A 15,151-nucleotide genomic window follows, 5' to 3' on the forward strand; every position below is an offset into this window, starting at 1 on the left:
ACAAAATGACAGAAACAGGAAAATTCAAGAGTATAAAAAGGGGAGAAAAGGATGAAGCAGACAGAAAGTCCGGCGATCCGGGCGATACAGGAGATTAAAAAAGCGGTCATCGGAAAGGATGACTGTATCATAAAAGTGATGACTGCGATTCTTGCAGGAGGACATATTCTGATCGAGGATGTGCCGGGAGTGGGAAAGACCACGCTGGCACTGGCTTTTTCCAAAGCGCTGCATCTCGAGCAGAACCGTATTCAGTTCACGCCGGATGTACTGCCGGGAGATGTGACCGGATTTTCATTATATCAGAAAGCGACCGGTACCTTTGAGTATCAGCCGGGGGCTGTTATGTGTAACCTGCTTCTGGCGGATGAGATCAACCGTACTTCACCGAAGACGCAGGCGGCACTTCTGGAAGTCATGGAGGAAGGGAAAGTAACGGTGGATCAGATTACCCATGAGTTGCCCAAACCGTTTGTGGTTATTGCAACCCAGAATCCGGTGGGAAGTGCGGGAACATCCATGCTTCCCCAGTCACAGCTGGATCGTTTTATGATCTGTATGCACATCGGATATCCGGATATGAAATATGAACTGGAAATCGTGAAAGGCAAGATTACGACAGATCCGCTGGATCTGGTAGAACCGGTGATGAATGGAGCACAACTTCTGCGCCTTCAGGATGAGATCCATAAAATTTATATTCATGATGCGGTCTATCAGTATATCGGGAAGCTGGTCAATGCAACAAGAAAACATTCCCTGATCGAGCTTGGAATTAGCCCAAGAGGAACGATCGCACTGGCAAGGATGGTACAGGCACTGGCGTATCTGCGGGGGAGAAATTATGTACTTCCGGTGGATGTCGAGGAGGTTTTTATCGATGTGGAAGCACATCGTATCCAGCTGAATGGAAAAGCACGTGTAAACAGAGTAACCGCTGAACAGATACTGAAAGATATTCTGGAGGGAACGACAAAACCTTCCGTGGTGAGAAAATGAAGAACAAATTACTATATTTCGGACTGTTGGTGGTCACGCTGTATCTGGCCATCCTCTATGACAGTCCCATGCTTCTGGGTTTTGGCCTGATGGAAATGGTACTGCCGGTTATATCCGGCATTCTGATGTTATGGACAGCGGCACATATGAAGGCACAAATCTATCTCCCTATCGGAGTTGCCGAAAAAGAGCAGCCGGTTAATGTGGGGGTGCGGATCGAAAATAAGAGCCGGATCCCGGTATCCAGGCTGGAAGCAAAAATAAAGATACAGAACAGATTTTATCAGCCGGAAAAAGAAGTGATTTTTCAGGGAATGGCTGATGGGAGAGGAACGACCCGCCTGACAACAGCCATTACCAGCAGTCAGTGCGGGTTGGTTGCGTTATGGGTGGAACAGGTAAAAATATGGGATCTGTTTCATCTGTTCGGAAAAAGGATCGAGACAGATGGAAAAGAGGAGCTTTCAGTACTTCCGGAGTATTATGAGGCCTTGCTAGAAATCACACCGCAGATTCGGGAACAGTTGATTGAAAGTGAAGAATATGATGAGAAACGGCCAGGAGATGATCCCTCTCAGATTTTCCAGATCCGGGAGTACCGGGAAGGTGACAGGATGCAGAGGATCCACTGGAAAGCCAGTGCACGTACCAGTCAGCTGATGGTAAAAGATTACAGCATGCCGATCGGACTGGGAGCACTGTTGCTTTTTGATCTTCAGGTTCCGGAAGAATCGGGAGCAGTTTTTCTGGATCAGGCAATAGAGTACGGACTTGCTATTCTGCAGGGATTTTTGAATCAGGAATATCCGCCGCGGGCGGCGTGGTATAACTGTCGGACACAGAATATGGAACAGATAGAGATCAGGGAAACAGAAGATCTGTATCTGCTGACTTCGCGGCTGTTTCAGGCAGGATCTTACCGGGAAGAGATTCTTCTGGAAGAAGCCTATAAACATTCTTATCCGCAGGACGGATACAGTATCTGTCTGCGGATTACTACAGATGGTCAGTGGTGGGAGGATGGGATCCTGAAAGGTGAGCTGACACGTACCGGACTTGAGACAGAGGGGATCAGCGTATGAGACGACAGACAGAAGAGTGGCATCCGACGGGAATCCAGGTGGCAGGAGAGAAAAAAATAAAGATTGAATCCAGGAGACGACAACAAAAGCATGGCGTGCTGCTGCGTTGTGTATATCTGTATCTGTGCATGGTGGGAACAATTCTCACATTCAGACTGGATCTTGGAATGAAGTTCCGGGTACTTCCGGTAGCAGGAGTGTTGTTACTGTTTGTGTTACTTGCAATATTAAAAAGTATCTGGAGACCATGGGGAAGATGGGTATACCGGGGAGCATATCTGTTAATCTTTCTGACGGGAGGTCTGGGATGGAAACATCTGGCCGCAGGATGGCAGGCAGCGGAAAACAGTATCCGGCATCAGTTGTCGGTATATTATGGGGTGACACTGGCAGAAAAAACACCGTTGCTTTCCGGGGAACGGGGAGAACTGTTGCTGATCGTTATTTTTGCACTGTTTTTCTGGAGTATGGAAACAGCGGTGGTACGAAAAGGGCGGGCAGGGCTTTTGGTAGCTTCGGAGATTCTGATCGTGCTTTTGGAACTGATGTGTGGCTGCCGTTTCCTACAGCCGGGAATCTTTCTGATCGGAGGATCTCTGCTGGCATTGCTCGCGATGGGACAAAACCATGGAGTAAGCAATCAGCGGATCCTCTATCGTTCCGGGCTGTGGGCAGGAGGGCTGGTTCTTTGCCTGTCACTTCTGGCAGGACCAGCCGGTTCGATGCTGGCAAAACAGACAAACGGCTGGAATGAATGGCTGTATCAGAAGGTACAGAAAAAAACCAGTGAGATTTCCCGGGCAATGGAAAGCCAGAACGGGTTATTTGGCAATCATAATCCGACGGCGGATGGCAGTCTGAATAACTATCCGGTAGAACAGAAGGATGAGATCGATCTTACAGTACATACCTCCGGGAAACCGGTACATAATATGTATCTGCGGGGATTTACCGGCGGAACATATCAGGGGAATTACTGGAGCGGCGTGGATCAGAAAGATTTTGCGGATGCGTTTTCAGAAGCGGACAGCGGCTGGCAGGTACAGAATATTCTCTACCGTTACATCGGGTCCCGCTCTTCGGAAGGGGAAGGAACTGTGACGGTTACCAGAGAAAATCCGGGCGGTGATTATGGATATATTCCTTACGGCTGTGCGGTGCCGGATGATGAAAATGTGCAGGCGGACGGCTGTTATGCCAGTGCCGGAAAAGAGATCTCGTACCAGGGTTATGTAAACTGGACAGAATGGATGGATCCACAGCCTTCGAAAGATGCGGAGTCAGAGATCGAGAGCGCTTACCGGGAATATGTGGCGAAAGAATATCTGAAAGTTCCTGTGGAAGGACTGGATCATCTGCGTTCGTACTGTGAACAGCAGAATCTGCAGTCGGTACAGGAGGTTATCGATTTTGTGGTACGGGATGTGCAGGAAGGACGTACGTACAGCATGGATCTGGAACCGGTTCCGGCGGATCGGGATTTTGCAGAGTATTTTTTCTTTGATCAGAAAAAAGGATACTGTATTCATTATGCGACAACAGCAACGCTGATGTTCCGTCTGCTTGGTGTGCCGGCGAGATATGTTACCGGATATGTGGTGACACCGGAGGAGTTTACGGAAGATGGAGATGGCTATACGGCACAGGTACCGGATACACAGGCACATGCGTGGGTGGAAGTTTACCGTTCCGGAAAAGGCTGGATCCCGGTAGAAGTGACACCGGGTTATCAGGAGAACACCGGTGGAAATGAAAATCAGGAAGTGACCGGAGAGGAAAGCACACTGACACCGGAACCGACTGCGGAGCAGTCCCAGGATGCAACACCGGAGCTTACCGAAACTCCACAGCCGGAGCAGGAAGAGGCATCGTTGACACCGGAGAGTGAAAACGGTCAGGGAACAGAAGAACAGGAGACAAATACGGAAAATGGATCCGGAGAACAGAGACCGGAGGGAATCGGACATGCATTCCTGAAACTTTTCGTGATACTGTTGATTCTTGTCGGGCTGGCCGGTGGCAGTGTGGGTATAGTTGCTCTTCGCAGAAAACGGATATTGCAGGAGCGAAACAGTTGCTTTTTCCAGAAAGATATCAACAGGGGAATCTGTGAGATTTCCTACGCGATTTATGGGATTTTCCGGGATGCAAAGGAAGCCGGAGTGCTGCAGGAAGTCCCGGAACAGAACGATGACCGGGAATTTGCCCGCCAGACAGAAAAAATTCTCCCGTGGATGGAAGAGGGGACATATACAGCAATTGTGGAACTGGTAGAGCGGGCATCGTTCGGACCGGATCCTCTGACAAAGAAGGATCGGACCCGGTGTTATCAGTTTTATGAGAGTCTGGAGCAGCAGTTCTGGACACAGATGCCGAAACAGAAAAGATTCTGGTGGAAATACATGAAAGCGTATAAAACTTCATAAACTAGGAAAAAGGCATCGGGCAGTCTGTGAAAATATGAAAGAAAAACTTCGTATGATCCTGGCAGTGACAGGGATCTTTCTGTTGCTTCCTCTGCTTCTGACGGTTTTTCTGTCGGGCAGAGAAGTGTTGCGCATAAAAAAACAATGGAATATGGAATCGCTTCTTCCCATGATGATGTGCAGGGAAATCCCCTGGGAGTATGAGGCGGAGATGAAAAAAGTACAGGCTGTTCTTACAAGGAGCAGCCTGTACTTGCGTATAGAAGAGACTGGGATGGATGGGGAAGACTGGGAACAACTGTGGAGGGAAGTGAAAGCAGCGCAGCATCAGAAAGGGTATCAGCAGGCATACCGGAGTATGGAGGCAGCAGCCAAAGATACTGAGGGGGAGATGCTTTTTTACCGGTCGAAGGTTTGTGAGGGTGTGTTTCACCGGATCAGCAGCGGTGCGACCCGTGACGGGCTGGAAGTGTTTGGAAAGATGGAGAAAGGATATCTTCTCAGTGTGGACAGCAACTGGGATATGTATGGGGAGGGCTATCTGAGCGGTCATTATTTTTCGGAGGAAGCACTGCGAAAACAGTTGGAAAAGGCATATCCCGGGCTGGTATTTACGGAAGAATCACTGGAAAAACAGATAAATATGCATAAACGGGACAAAGTGGGACACATTTTGTCCTTGACAGTTGGGAATGAAACAATCTCAGGGGAAGAATTTCGCAAGCTTCTGGAACTGCCGTCGAGTAATTTTACGATGCAGGCGGCAGACGGGAAAATTCGCTTTTTATGTAAAGGACAGGGGCACGGGCTGGGACTTTCGCAGTATGGAGGAAATGTGCTGGCGAAAGAAGGAAAATCGTATCGGGAGATTCTGCGGTATTATTTTCCGGAGTGTGAAGTGAAAAAAGAAGATTCCTGACCGGATAGAAAAACGGTGTATACTTCTGAAAAATCAGGGAATTCTATAGATAAAGAATCTGGATGAGTAACTGGGACTGACGGGGACGGTTACTGGTTTTGTTCTTTAGTATAGAATAGCAGAGGTGAAGATGATGAAAAAAGAAAAGACATTGCGTATGGCAGTTACCGGTGCGTTGCTTCTGACTGTGGTTGCGGCGGGAATCTCCATGTACCGGACGGATACAACGCCGAAAAAAGAAAGTAAAGCACAGCAGGAGGAAGAGAGCAAAGATGTGACGAGTAAAGATGCCGAGGCGCAGGATACCGGAGAACTGGCAAAGAATACCACAGAAAATCAGGAAGCGACTCCGTCGCCAACCATGAATCAGGATAACCCGGACAATGCAATCCCTCCGGCACAGGAAGACGAAAATGGACAGGAAACCGCAGATGCCCGGGAATCTGCCGATACATCCGCAGCTGTGCAGCCGGAACTGAACTTTACCGAGGACAGCCAGATGCTCTGGCCGGTCAACGGTCAGGTAGTGATCGATTACAGCATGGATGCCACCACATATTTTCCGACACTGGATCAGTACAAATATAACGATGCCCTGATGCTTGGCTGCGAAAGCGGTGAGCCGGTACAGGCAGCAGCCAATGGTCAGGTGGTCTCCATCAGCGAAGATGTTGAGACAGGAACTACCATGGTCATGGATCTCGGAAACGGCTATCAGGCAACCTATGGACAGCTGAAAGACATCACCGTAGAACCGGGACAGACCGTGGAGAGCGGAACCATCCTTGGCTACGTCAGTGACCCGACAAAATATTATGTCAAAGAGGGCGCAAACCTGTACTTTGCCATGACCAAAGACGGCAATCCCATCGACCCGATGATCTATATCGAGACGGTGACAGAATAGAAAGATCCGTCTGTCTGGAAATTCGTTTCAGACAGGCGGATTTTGCCGTTACATTTCCTGTATGGACAGGCGGAGGGGAATGTGCTACCATAGAGCAAAGCATTATTATTTCTATCGTCTAGGAAATCTAATATCATATCTTTTTCAATTCCAGATTCCATATCCAGAAATCGGAATGCAGGTAATCAAAACAATCACAAAAACACCAATAAAAATCAAAACAGGAGGAGAGAAAACGAATATGTGTCAGGCAGTGGATGAAATGATAGAAGATGGAAGAAATGAAGGAAGAAAGGAAGCAACTGTGAGAATTCTGACTGGTCTGATAAGAGATGGAATCTTATCAATAGAGGAAGCAGCGAACAGAGCGGGGATGTCAGTGGAAGAATTAAAAATAAATATTGAAAACGCAGCAAAAAATAGTAGGGTAGAAAAAAGAACAAAAGAAAGGAACGTGTATGATGAAAAAAGCATGGTGGAAAGAGGCGATTGTTTATCAGATCTACCCGAGAAGTTTTATGGATTCGAACGGGGATGGAATCGGAGATATTCCCGGCATTATCAGCAAGCTGGATTATCTGAAAGAACTGGGAATTGATGTGGTGTGGCTGTGTCCGTGTTTTAAATCACCGAACGATGACAACGGCTATGATATCTCGGATTACCGGGATATCATGGATGAGTTTGGAACGATGGATGATTTTAAGGAACTGCTGAAACAGACGCATGAACGGGGAATGAAATTGTTGCTGGATCTGGTGGTAAATCACAGTTCCGACGAACATCCCTGGTTTGTGGAATCCAGAAAATCAAAAGATAATCCATACCGGGATTACTACATCTGGCGAGATGGAAAAGACGGAAAAGAGCCAAATAACTGGACCTCTTATTTTTACGGTCCCGCATGGAAATACGATGAGGCGACCGATCAGTATTACCTGCACATCTTCTCGACCAAACAGCCGGATCTAAACTGGGAGAATCCAACCGTACGGCATGAGATCTACGATATGATGAAATTCTGGCTGGATATGGGATGCGACGGTTTTCGGATGGATACGGTAAACATTTATTCCAAAACTCCGGGACTGCCGGATGGAAAACCGGGAGAAAATATCGGGGAAGAATACTTCCAGGATGGTCCGAGGATCCATGAATTCCTGCAGGAGATGAACCGGGAAGTGCTGTCAAAATATGACATCATGACGGTTGGTGAGCTGACCGGCGGATGTATCGAGGAATCTCTGCAGTATGCAAACAATGAGGGAACAGAACTTGGCATGGTCTTCCAGTCCGAACAGAACCTGATGGACTGCGGAGACAAACGATTCAGCTACCGGAAAGTGCCACTGTCAGAATTAAAAGTCTGCTTCAGCAAATGGCAGACGTATTTTCAGGGACGGGCGTGGAACAGCCTGTACTGGACCAACCACGATCAGCCAAGAACGGTATCTCGTCGTGGAAATGACAAAGAATACCGGAAAGAAAGCCAGAAAATGTTATACACCATGCTTCTGACCATGCAGGGAACCCCTTATATTTATCAGGAGGAAGAAATCGGTATGACCAATGTATATTTTGACAATATTGAAGACTATGACGATGTGGAGATCAGAAGCTACTGGGATCGCTATGTGGTTCACGGGGATGAAGACCCGGAAAAAACACTGGACGGTATCCACTACAGAGCCAGAGACAACGCGAGAACCCCGATGCAGTGGGATGATTCGGAAAATGCAGGATTTACCACCGGTACCCCGTGGCTGAAAGTGAATCCAAATTATAAAGAGATCAATATAAAAGAAGCTCTGGAAGATGAGAATTCGATTTTCCACTATATGCAGCGGCTAATCCGGACGCGAAAAGAAAATGAGGTTGCTGTCTACGGTGATTTTATTGAGTATGAACCGGAAAATGAAGAGCTGTATCTGTATGAGCGAAACTTTGAAGGGAAAAAACTGTTTGTGGTACTGAATTTTACGGAGAATCACGCACAGTTCCATCTTCCGGAAGCCATTGATCCGGAAGGTTCACGGCTTCTGATCAGCAATTACGATGAAACTCCTGAATTACAGAGCAGACAGCTGCGACCGTATGAGGCAGCAGTATATCTGTGGGAAAAATAAAGATAAGTGAGGACAACCGGAATCTGTTTTGAATAAAACGATTTCGGTTGTTTTTTTGATTCCCTTTTTGAAAAGGTATGTGTATAATGAATAACGGGAAGTGAACGAAATGAATTATACATATATATTACAATGCAGTGACGGAACTTATTACACCGGCTGGACGAACGATATAGCAAAACGACTGAAAACGCACAATGAGGGGAAAGGTGCAAAATACACAAGAGCCCGTCTGCCGGTGACACTGGCATATTATGAGGCATTTGAGACAAAAGAAGAAGCCATGCGCCGGGAGTGGGAGATCAAACAGCTGACCAGAAAGCAAAAGGAGAAACTGGTTCTGTGATTGCAGAAAAACTGGAATAAGAGGAAATGAAAGGAAGGAACAAATGAAGAAAAGAGGAAAATGGTTGACTGCCATGGGACTTGCGATGCTGCTTACACTTCAGACACCTGTAGCGGCTGTAGTTGAAGCAAGTACAGATGGTGGAATACAACAGGAAATGACTGTGGAAAACCAGAAGGGGACAAAAGAGGATCGAGATGAGTCTGAAGTACAGAGCGAAGAAGAACAGAGTGAAAAACAATCTGATCTGGAAATACAAAAGAATGATATAATTGACGAAGAAAGAACAGAAGTTATACCGCAGGAAGCTTCACAGATGTCGGAATCTGTAAAGAAAGAGCAGATAATCTATACCTGGAAATACGATGCAGAAATCGGCTGGCAGCTATGGAAAAGTGAGGGGGAAGAGGAAGAAAAAATCTGTGCACCGGGAGTTTATATTTTAAAAGATGGTATTTACTATCTGGGTGTGTATGAAACAGAAGATAAAGAAGTAAGCAGAATCAAAGAGGAAGAGCCAGAGCAAGGTGTGTTGAAAGAAGGAATGGTTTCTGTCACAGATACTACACCAGTGATAACGGACGAGGAAAAAGAAATTATTTTGCAGGAAGGTACATATTACTTTTCTTATGAGACCGGGGGAGAAGAGGAGAGTCAACAACCGAGAGATGGAAAATATCTTACCAATACATGGGTGCATCCGGGAGAAGATGTGTCTGTCTGGTATTATGTAAACAAAGAGGGCGTGCAGGAAGATCCTGCATTGCACGAAGGACCTATGCAGAATGAAACGGGTTATTTTTATCTGGATAAACAGGGGAAAAGTCAGTCGGGTAAGTTTAAAATTAATGGCGTTATTTATAACTATGACGGAAAAGGAAACAGAAGTCAGATTCGTGATGGATGGCAGCAGGATGGAAACAACTGGTATTATATAGAAAATGGTCAGCAGGCAACGGGATGGAAAAATCTTCAGAGCAACTGGTATTATTTGAATCCGCAAAATGGAATATTACAAAAAGGAGTTTTCAGAGATTATACAGGAACATTATATTATGCGGACAGTAACGGAAGAATGATTTCCGGAAATGGGTGGAAGCAGATAGGAACGGCCTGGTATTGGCTGCAAGCTGGCGGAGCATTGACAACCGGATGGATCAATACCGGAGGTAACTGGTATTATCTGGATCCCAATACCGGAGCAATGCATACCGGATGGTATCAGGTAAACGGAAGCTGGTATTATTCTGATGGAAGCGGGATGATGCAGTCCGGAGGCTGGATAAACCTTGGAGGAACATGGTACTATCTGGGTGGAAGCGGAGCAATGTATACAGGCTGGTTGAACCTTGGAGGGAAGTGGTATTATCTGGATCCTGGAAGCGGAGCAATGAGAACCGGTTGGTACCGGGATGGGGCAACCTGGTATTATTCTGACGGAAGCGGAGCGATGGTATCCGGAGGCTGGTTGAATCAGGGAGGAACGTGGTACTATCTGAGCGGAAGCGGAGCAATGTACACAGGCTGGTTGAATCTTGGAGGGAAGTGGTATTATCTGGATCCCGGAAGTGGAGCAATGAGAACCGGCTGGTATCGAGATGGAGCAACCTGGTATTATTCTAACGGAAGCGGAGCGATGCAGTCCGGAGGCTGGATAAACCTTGGAGGAACGTGGTACTATCTGAGTGGAAGCGGAGCAATGTATACAGGCTGGTTAAATCAGGGAGGAAGCTGGTATTATCTGGATGGAAACAGTGGAGCAATGCATACCGGTTGGTATCAGGTAAATGGAAGCTGGTATTATTCTGACGGAAGCGGAAAGGTGGAAGCTGGACGTTGGATGAATCAGGGAGAAACCTGGTATTACCTTAGTGGAAGCGGTGCCGCTTTCACAGGATGGCAAAAGATTGGAAATACCTGGTATTATTTCTATGATGATTGCCGTATGGCAGCGAATACCTGGATCAATAATTACTATGTCAATAGCGACGGTGCCTGGAGTGATACGGCTACAGTAATGCCGGGTGCAACATATAATTACGCATTCCCAACAGCACAGACCAAAAAAGGATTACAGGTAAAAGATGGCATGGAAGATGATGCCAGCAATCTTGGGGTGAAACATGCAGTTGTCAATATTGCTTTAAACCATGTGGCATCTGGAAGTGGTATTGAATATCAATATCAGGGGAAAACATATTATATGAATACCGGGTATATCCATGAACTGGATCGTCAGATTAAAGAGCTTCATAACAGAGGCATGGTTCTTACTGCTGTTATCGTTCTTCAATGGAATTACCAGCAACAGGATCTGATTCTTCCTGGAGCACGTAGTTATGGATATAATCTTTATGGATGGAATACGCAGGAGGCAACAGGGAAGCAGCATCTGGAAGCAATTTGCTCTTTCTTGGCAAATCGATATGCGGCACCGGATATGGGCGTGGTAAACTGGATTTGTGGTAATGAAGTTAATGCCTGGAAAGATTATCATTACAGCGGTAGTGTGGGATTTGATCAGTATATGGAATACTATGCGCAGGCATACCAGCTGTTATACAATTGTGTGAAACATGCATACAGTAACGGACGTATCTATATGTCAATTGACCATACATGGACGTATAACCGCAGAGCTAATTGTTATACCAGTAAGAGTGTGTTGGATCGTTTTGCGCAGCTGATGAATCAGAAAGGTATTTCAGACTGGATGATCGCATTTCATCCATATCCGGCACCGGAATTACAGTCAGATTTCTGGAATCGGACACTGGATGTAATTGACAGTGAAAATTCGCCGATTATTACCATGGCCAATCTTTCATATTTTACGGAATATGTAAAGAAAAATTATGGTGCAGGTAAAAGGATTATTCTGTCAGAATGTGGATTTACATCTGTTACAAACGGGAATGACAGACAGGATATTCAGGCTGCAGCGATTGCGTACGGTTATTATCTTGCAGAGACAAATGACATGGTGGATTCTTTTGTTGTACATCGACAGGTAGATCACAGTGCAGAAACACAGCAGGGATTTCATCTTGGATTATGGACATGTAAGCCCGGATCGACAGAAACTGCAGACAGTAAAAAACAGGCATATGATGTGTTCAAATACATGGACACAAAACAGTATATGACATATACAAAATTTGCCCTTCCACTGATTAAAAAAAACAGCTGGGAACAGGCAGTTTCAGGATTTAACCCGGCGAAATTCACCTAAGATCAGACAATAAAAATACAACAAAAAACAATTTTCATATCAAAAAGACAAGTAGTATAATAGGACTGTACCTGAGAACTAAAATTCGGGTACAGTCTTTCTTTATGTATATAACGAGTGAAAGCCTGTGTCTGCAAAAGACATGGACTTGTTTTATAAAAATGTATGGGGAAAAGGAGAAGTAAAACTATGGCAAAAGAAATTCGTATCGAAGAGGGAAAATTAAAAGTAATTTTTGAGATCCGGGATAACGGAGTGGTGGAACTGAAACAGTTTGATCCGGCAGGACGGGCGGATGTGCGGGAGAGAAAACGGGAAACGGAGGATTTTTATCCGATCACCGAAGTGCAGATGACCGGACGGGGCAGCCGCGGGATGCATGCGTATAAGCACAATGTCAGCGGCGGAGCCACAGATTTTACCTATCAGAGCCATGAGATTCTGGAGAATGAAAAAGGAAAAGAACTGGTGATTCACACTGCGACGGAATATGGTGTAAAGGCAGAGTACCATATGCAGTTTTTTACCGGTGTTGCGGCAGTGCAGGTATGGACGGTTCTGAAAAATGAGGGAACCGAAGCCATCGGTCTGGAATATGTCTCTTCCTTTATCTATCAGGGACTCTGCCAGAGCGGGGAAAAACCGTATTTTGAAAAGACGAGTGTGTATACTCCGCACAACAGCTGGGACTGTGAGAGTCAGTGGAGAAAAAATGACTGCCGGGAGATCAATCTGAGCGGCATGGCGATCAACGGGTTCAACACACCGGGATTTGGCATGAACCGGTATTGCTATGGAGGACACAGCTCCTGGTCAACCTGTGAGTATCTGCCGATGGGCATCTGTGAGGATACCGAGTGCAAAGAGACATATTTCTTCCAGATAGAACATTCCGGTCAGTGGCTGATCGAATACGGTCCGAGTAGCGGTGAACGGCTGTATGTGGCACTTTCCGGTGCGACAGAAGCAGAACACGGCTGGTGGAAAAATCTGAAACCGGGCGATACCTTTACTACAGTACCGGCAGGTTTCGGTGTGGCAGACGGTGGAGTCAACGAGGCGATGGCTGAACTGACCGGATACCGGAGAAAGATCCGCCGACCGAACGAGGATGATGAAAAATTAAACGTTGTATTTAACGACTACATGAACTGCCTGATGGGAGATCCTACAGAAGAGAAAGAGAAGGCGATTATTGATAAAGCGGCAGAAATGGGCTGTGAATACTACTGTCTGGACTGCGGCTGGTATGACAAAGGGTTCTGGTGGGACCGCGTCGGTGAGTGGAAAGAATCCCCGGAACGTTTCCCGAACACGCTGAAAGCAGTGTGCGATTACGCGAAAGAAAAAGGCATGGTAATGGGACTGTGGCTGGAGATCGAGGTCATGGGTGTGGCGTGTGAACTGGCAAACAAACTGCCGGATGACTGGTTTATCTGCCGCCACGGAAAACGCCACATCGATAACAAACGATACCTTCTGGACTTCAGAAATTCGGAAGTACGCAAATACTGCATGGATGTGGTAGATCGTCTGATCGAAGATTACGGTGTTGGATATTTCAAGGTGGATTATAACGTGACGATGGGATACGGAAGTGATCTGCATTCCGACAGCTGTGCGGATGCGATCCGGGAGCATTATCTGTATCTGTACGAATGGTATCAGGAAATCTTCCGCAAACATCCGGATCTGGTGATCGAAAACTGTGGCTCCGGCGGACAGCGTATGGATTACGGCATGCTGACACTGCTGAGTCTTCAGTCCACAAGCGACCAGACGGATTATATTTATAACTCCTATATTGCATCCAACGTGGCAAGTGCCGTGACACCGGAACAGGCAGGCATGTGGGTATATCCTTACAAGGACGAACGGGAACATGTCATCTACAACATGGTCAACGGACTGCTCCTGCGCCCGTATATGAGCGGTATGGTCTGGGATATGGGAGAGGAAAGCCTGAAACTGATGCGGGAAGGAATCGCGTTGTATAAAAAGATTCGAAATGATATAAAAGTGGGCGTTCCGGTATTTCCACTTGGATTTACCGACACCAGAGACGATGTGCTGGCGTATGCGGTGAAGACAGAAGAAAAAACGTATCTGGCAGTATTTACCCCGCGGGCAGACCGGGCAGAGATTCTGCTTGCAGCGGCAGGCATTACAGGAACAGAGGCAAAAGTGATCTATCCGGCAAGTGGGGATTGTGAGTATGCCGTTACAGATGGAACGTTGCAGGTAACCATGCCGCAGGTGACCTGTGCACGACTGTTTGAAATTTGCTGAAGATAAAGAAAATGAAGAATGAATAACGAACCCTCCGGGTATAGATGTAAAATCATACCCGGAGGGTTTTTGTAATCAGAATGTATAAAAATTTTATAGTGCCTGACACTAATTCTTCGGGATATTCCGGATTTATGCCAGCATAAACATCGTTACAAAGTGGCATGCGCTTCCGCCCATCACAAACAGGTGGAAGATCTCATGGGAACCGAAGTTTTTATGTTTTGCATTAAAGATCGGCACTTTCAATGCGTAGATGATGCCACCGATGGTATAGATAATGCCTCCTGCGAGAAGCCATCCGAACGCAGGTTTGGACAGTGCGTGAAAGATCTGGGAGAATGCCAGCACACACAGCCATCCCATGCCGATGTAGATCACAGAAGAAAACCACTTCGGACAGGTGATCCAGCAGGCTTTCACGATGATTCCGACCAGTGCCACGCTCCATACCAGGATACATAACAGCTTTCCGGTGTGACCTTTCAGAGCGATCAGACAGATAGGGGTGTAACTTCCGGCGATCAGAACGAAGATCATCATATGATCCATTTTCTGCAGTCGTCGGTTTACCTTTGCACTGATATCCAGTGAATGGTAGGTGGTACTTGCAGTATATAAAAGAAACATACTGAGAGCAAATACAGATAATGCGATCAGGTGCAGCCAGTCCGGTTCTCGGGCTGCTTTGACCAACAGAGGGATGGTTGCAAGCAAAGCCATCATCATACCAATAAAATGAGTAATTGCACTTCCGGGATCTTTTAATTTGAATGTCATATGATCAACTCCTATCTCAAATGAAATTAAAAACTCTGTTATGTA

At 46.4% G+C, this 15,151-nt stretch carries 11 protein-coding genes; 10 read left to right on the top strand and 1 reads right to left on the bottom strand.

Annotation, left to right across the window (positions count from 1 at the left end; genetic code table 11):
* Nucleotides 1-51: 51 nt before the first annotated feature.
* The 10 genes from FYJ57_RS00265 to FYJ57_RS00305 all read left to right on the top strand — a co-directional run bounded on the left by FYJ57_RS00265 (nt 52) and on the right by FYJ57_RS00305 (nt 14,326).
* Entirely contained in the window at nt 52-999 is a 948-nt protein-coding gene (locus FYJ57_RS00265) for an AAA family ATPase (RefSeq protein WP_154431093.1), read from the top strand.
* Nucleotides 996-2,081, top strand: coding sequence for a DUF58 domain-containing protein (locus tag FYJ57_RS00270; protein ID WP_154431094.1), 1,086 nt, complete (start codon nt 996-998; stop codon nt 2,079-2,081). Before FYJ57_RS00265 ends, FYJ57_RS00270 begins: the two co-directional genes overlap by 4 nt.
* Nucleotides 2,078-4,507 (top strand): transglutaminase-like domain-containing protein, encoded by a 2,430-nt coding sequence (locus FYJ57_RS00275; protein WP_154431095.1) that lies wholly within the window; start codon nt 2,078-2,080, stop codon nt 4,505-4,507. The genes FYJ57_RS00270 and FYJ57_RS00275 overlap by 4 nt, the downstream gene beginning before the upstream one ends.
* A gap of 34 nt (nt 4,508-4,541) precedes the next feature.
* Nucleotides 4,542-5,426: a SpoIID/LytB domain-containing protein gene (locus FYJ57_RS00280; protein WP_154431096.1), complete on the top strand. Its 885-nt coding sequence runs from the start codon at nt 4,542-4,544 to the stop codon at nt 5,424-5,426.
* 130 nt (nt 5,427-5,556) lie between these two features.
* Nucleotides 5,557-6,333, top strand: coding sequence for a M23 family metallopeptidase (locus FYJ57_RS00285; protein ID WP_235904295.1), 777 nt, complete (start codon nt 5,557-5,559; stop codon nt 6,331-6,333).
* Nucleotides 6,334-6,412: 79 nt separating this feature from the next.
* Nucleotides 6,413-6,931, top strand: a complete 519-nt coding sequence (locus FYJ57_RS15210) for a hypothetical protein (protein ID WP_235904298.1) — start codon at nt 6,413-6,415, stop codon at nt 6,929-6,931.
* Nucleotides 6,852-8,459 carry a glycoside hydrolase family 13 protein gene (locus FYJ57_RS00290; RefSeq protein WP_235904304.1) on the top strand — a complete coding sequence of 536 codons (1,608 nt, stop codon included), beginning with the start codon at nt 6,852-6,854 and terminating at the stop codon, nt 8,457-8,459. Before FYJ57_RS15210 ends, FYJ57_RS00290 begins: the two co-directional genes overlap by 80 nt.
* A 109-nt stretch (nt 8,460-8,568) precedes the next feature.
* The gene (locus tag FYJ57_RS00295; RefSeq protein WP_106491170.1) at nt 8,569-8,805 is read left to right on the top strand and encodes a GIY-YIG nuclease family protein; all 237 of its coding nucleotides are present in this window, start codon (nt 8,569-8,571) and stop codon (nt 8,803-8,805) included.
* A gap of 43 nt (nt 8,806-8,848) precedes the next feature.
* Nucleotides 8,849-12,037: a DUF5722 domain-containing protein gene (locus FYJ57_RS00300; protein ID WP_154431097.1), complete on the top strand. Its 3,189-nt coding sequence runs from the start codon at nt 8,849-8,851 to the stop codon at nt 12,035-12,037.
* A 189-nt stretch (nt 12,038-12,226) separates the two neighbouring features.
* Nucleotides 12,227-14,326, top strand: a complete 2,100-nt coding sequence (locus FYJ57_RS00305) for an alpha-galactosidase (RefSeq protein ID WP_205839872.1) — start codon at nt 12,227-12,229, stop codon at nt 14,324-14,326.
* Between the two features lie 132 nt (nt 14,327-14,458).
* On the opposite strand, the gene trhA is transcribed toward FYJ57_RS00305, so the two are convergent.
* Nucleotides 14,459-15,106: a PAQR family membrane homeostasis protein TrhA gene (gene trhA / locus FYJ57_RS00310; protein WP_106491151.1), complete on the bottom strand. Its 648-nt coding sequence runs from the start codon at nt 15,104-15,106 to the stop codon at nt 14,459-14,461.
* Between the last annotated feature and the right edge of the window lie 45 nt (nt 15,107-15,151).

Origin of the sequence: Oliverpabstia intestinalis, assembly GCF_009696065.1 — a bacterium.
In the GTDB taxonomy this organism is placed as follows: Bacteria; Bacillota; Clostridia; order Lachnospirales; family Lachnospiraceae; genus Oliverpabstia; species Oliverpabstia intestinalis.

Excerpts from the sequence above, each read along its gene's own strand:
- FYJ57_RS00265 (WP_154431093.1), top strand. The coding sequence starts at position 52 with ATGAAGCAGACAGAAAGTCCGGCGATCCGGGCGATACAGGAGATTAAA.
- FYJ57_RS00270 (WP_154431094.1), top strand. The coding sequence starts at position 996 with ATGAAGAACAAATTACTATATTTCGGACTGTTGGTGGTCACGCTGTAT.
- FYJ57_RS00275 (WP_154431095.1), top strand. The coding sequence starts at position 2,078 with ATGAGACGACAGACAGAAGAGTGGCATCCGACGGGAATCCAGGTGGCA.
- FYJ57_RS00280 (WP_154431096.1), top strand. The coding sequence starts at position 4,542 with ATGAAAGAAAAACTTCGTATGATCCTGGCAGTGACAGGGATCTTTCTG.
- FYJ57_RS00285 (WP_235904295.1), top strand. The coding sequence starts at position 5,557 with ATGATGAAAAAAGAAAAGACATTGCGTATGGCAGTTACCGGTGCGTTG.
- FYJ57_RS15210 (WP_235904298.1), top strand. The coding sequence starts at position 6,413 with ATGTGCTACCATAGAGCAAAGCATTATTATTTCTATCGTCTAGGAAAT.
- FYJ57_RS00290 (WP_235904304.1), top strand. The coding sequence starts at position 6,852 with ATGGATTCGAACGGGGATGGAATCGGAGATATTCCCGGCATTATCAGC.
- FYJ57_RS00295 (WP_106491170.1), top strand. The coding sequence starts at position 8,569 with ATGAATTATACATATATATTACAATGCAGTGACGGAACTTATTACACC.
- FYJ57_RS00300 (WP_154431097.1), top strand. The coding sequence starts at position 8,849 with ATGAAGAAAAGAGGAAAATGGTTGACTGCCATGGGACTTGCGATGCTG.
- FYJ57_RS00305 (WP_205839872.1), top strand. The coding sequence starts at position 12,227 with ATGGCAAAAGAAATTCGTATCGAAGAGGGAAAATTAAAAGTAATTTTT.
- trhA (WP_106491151.1), bottom strand. The coding sequence starts at position 15,106 with ATGACATTCAAATTAAAAGATCCCGGAAGTGCAATTACTCATTTTATT.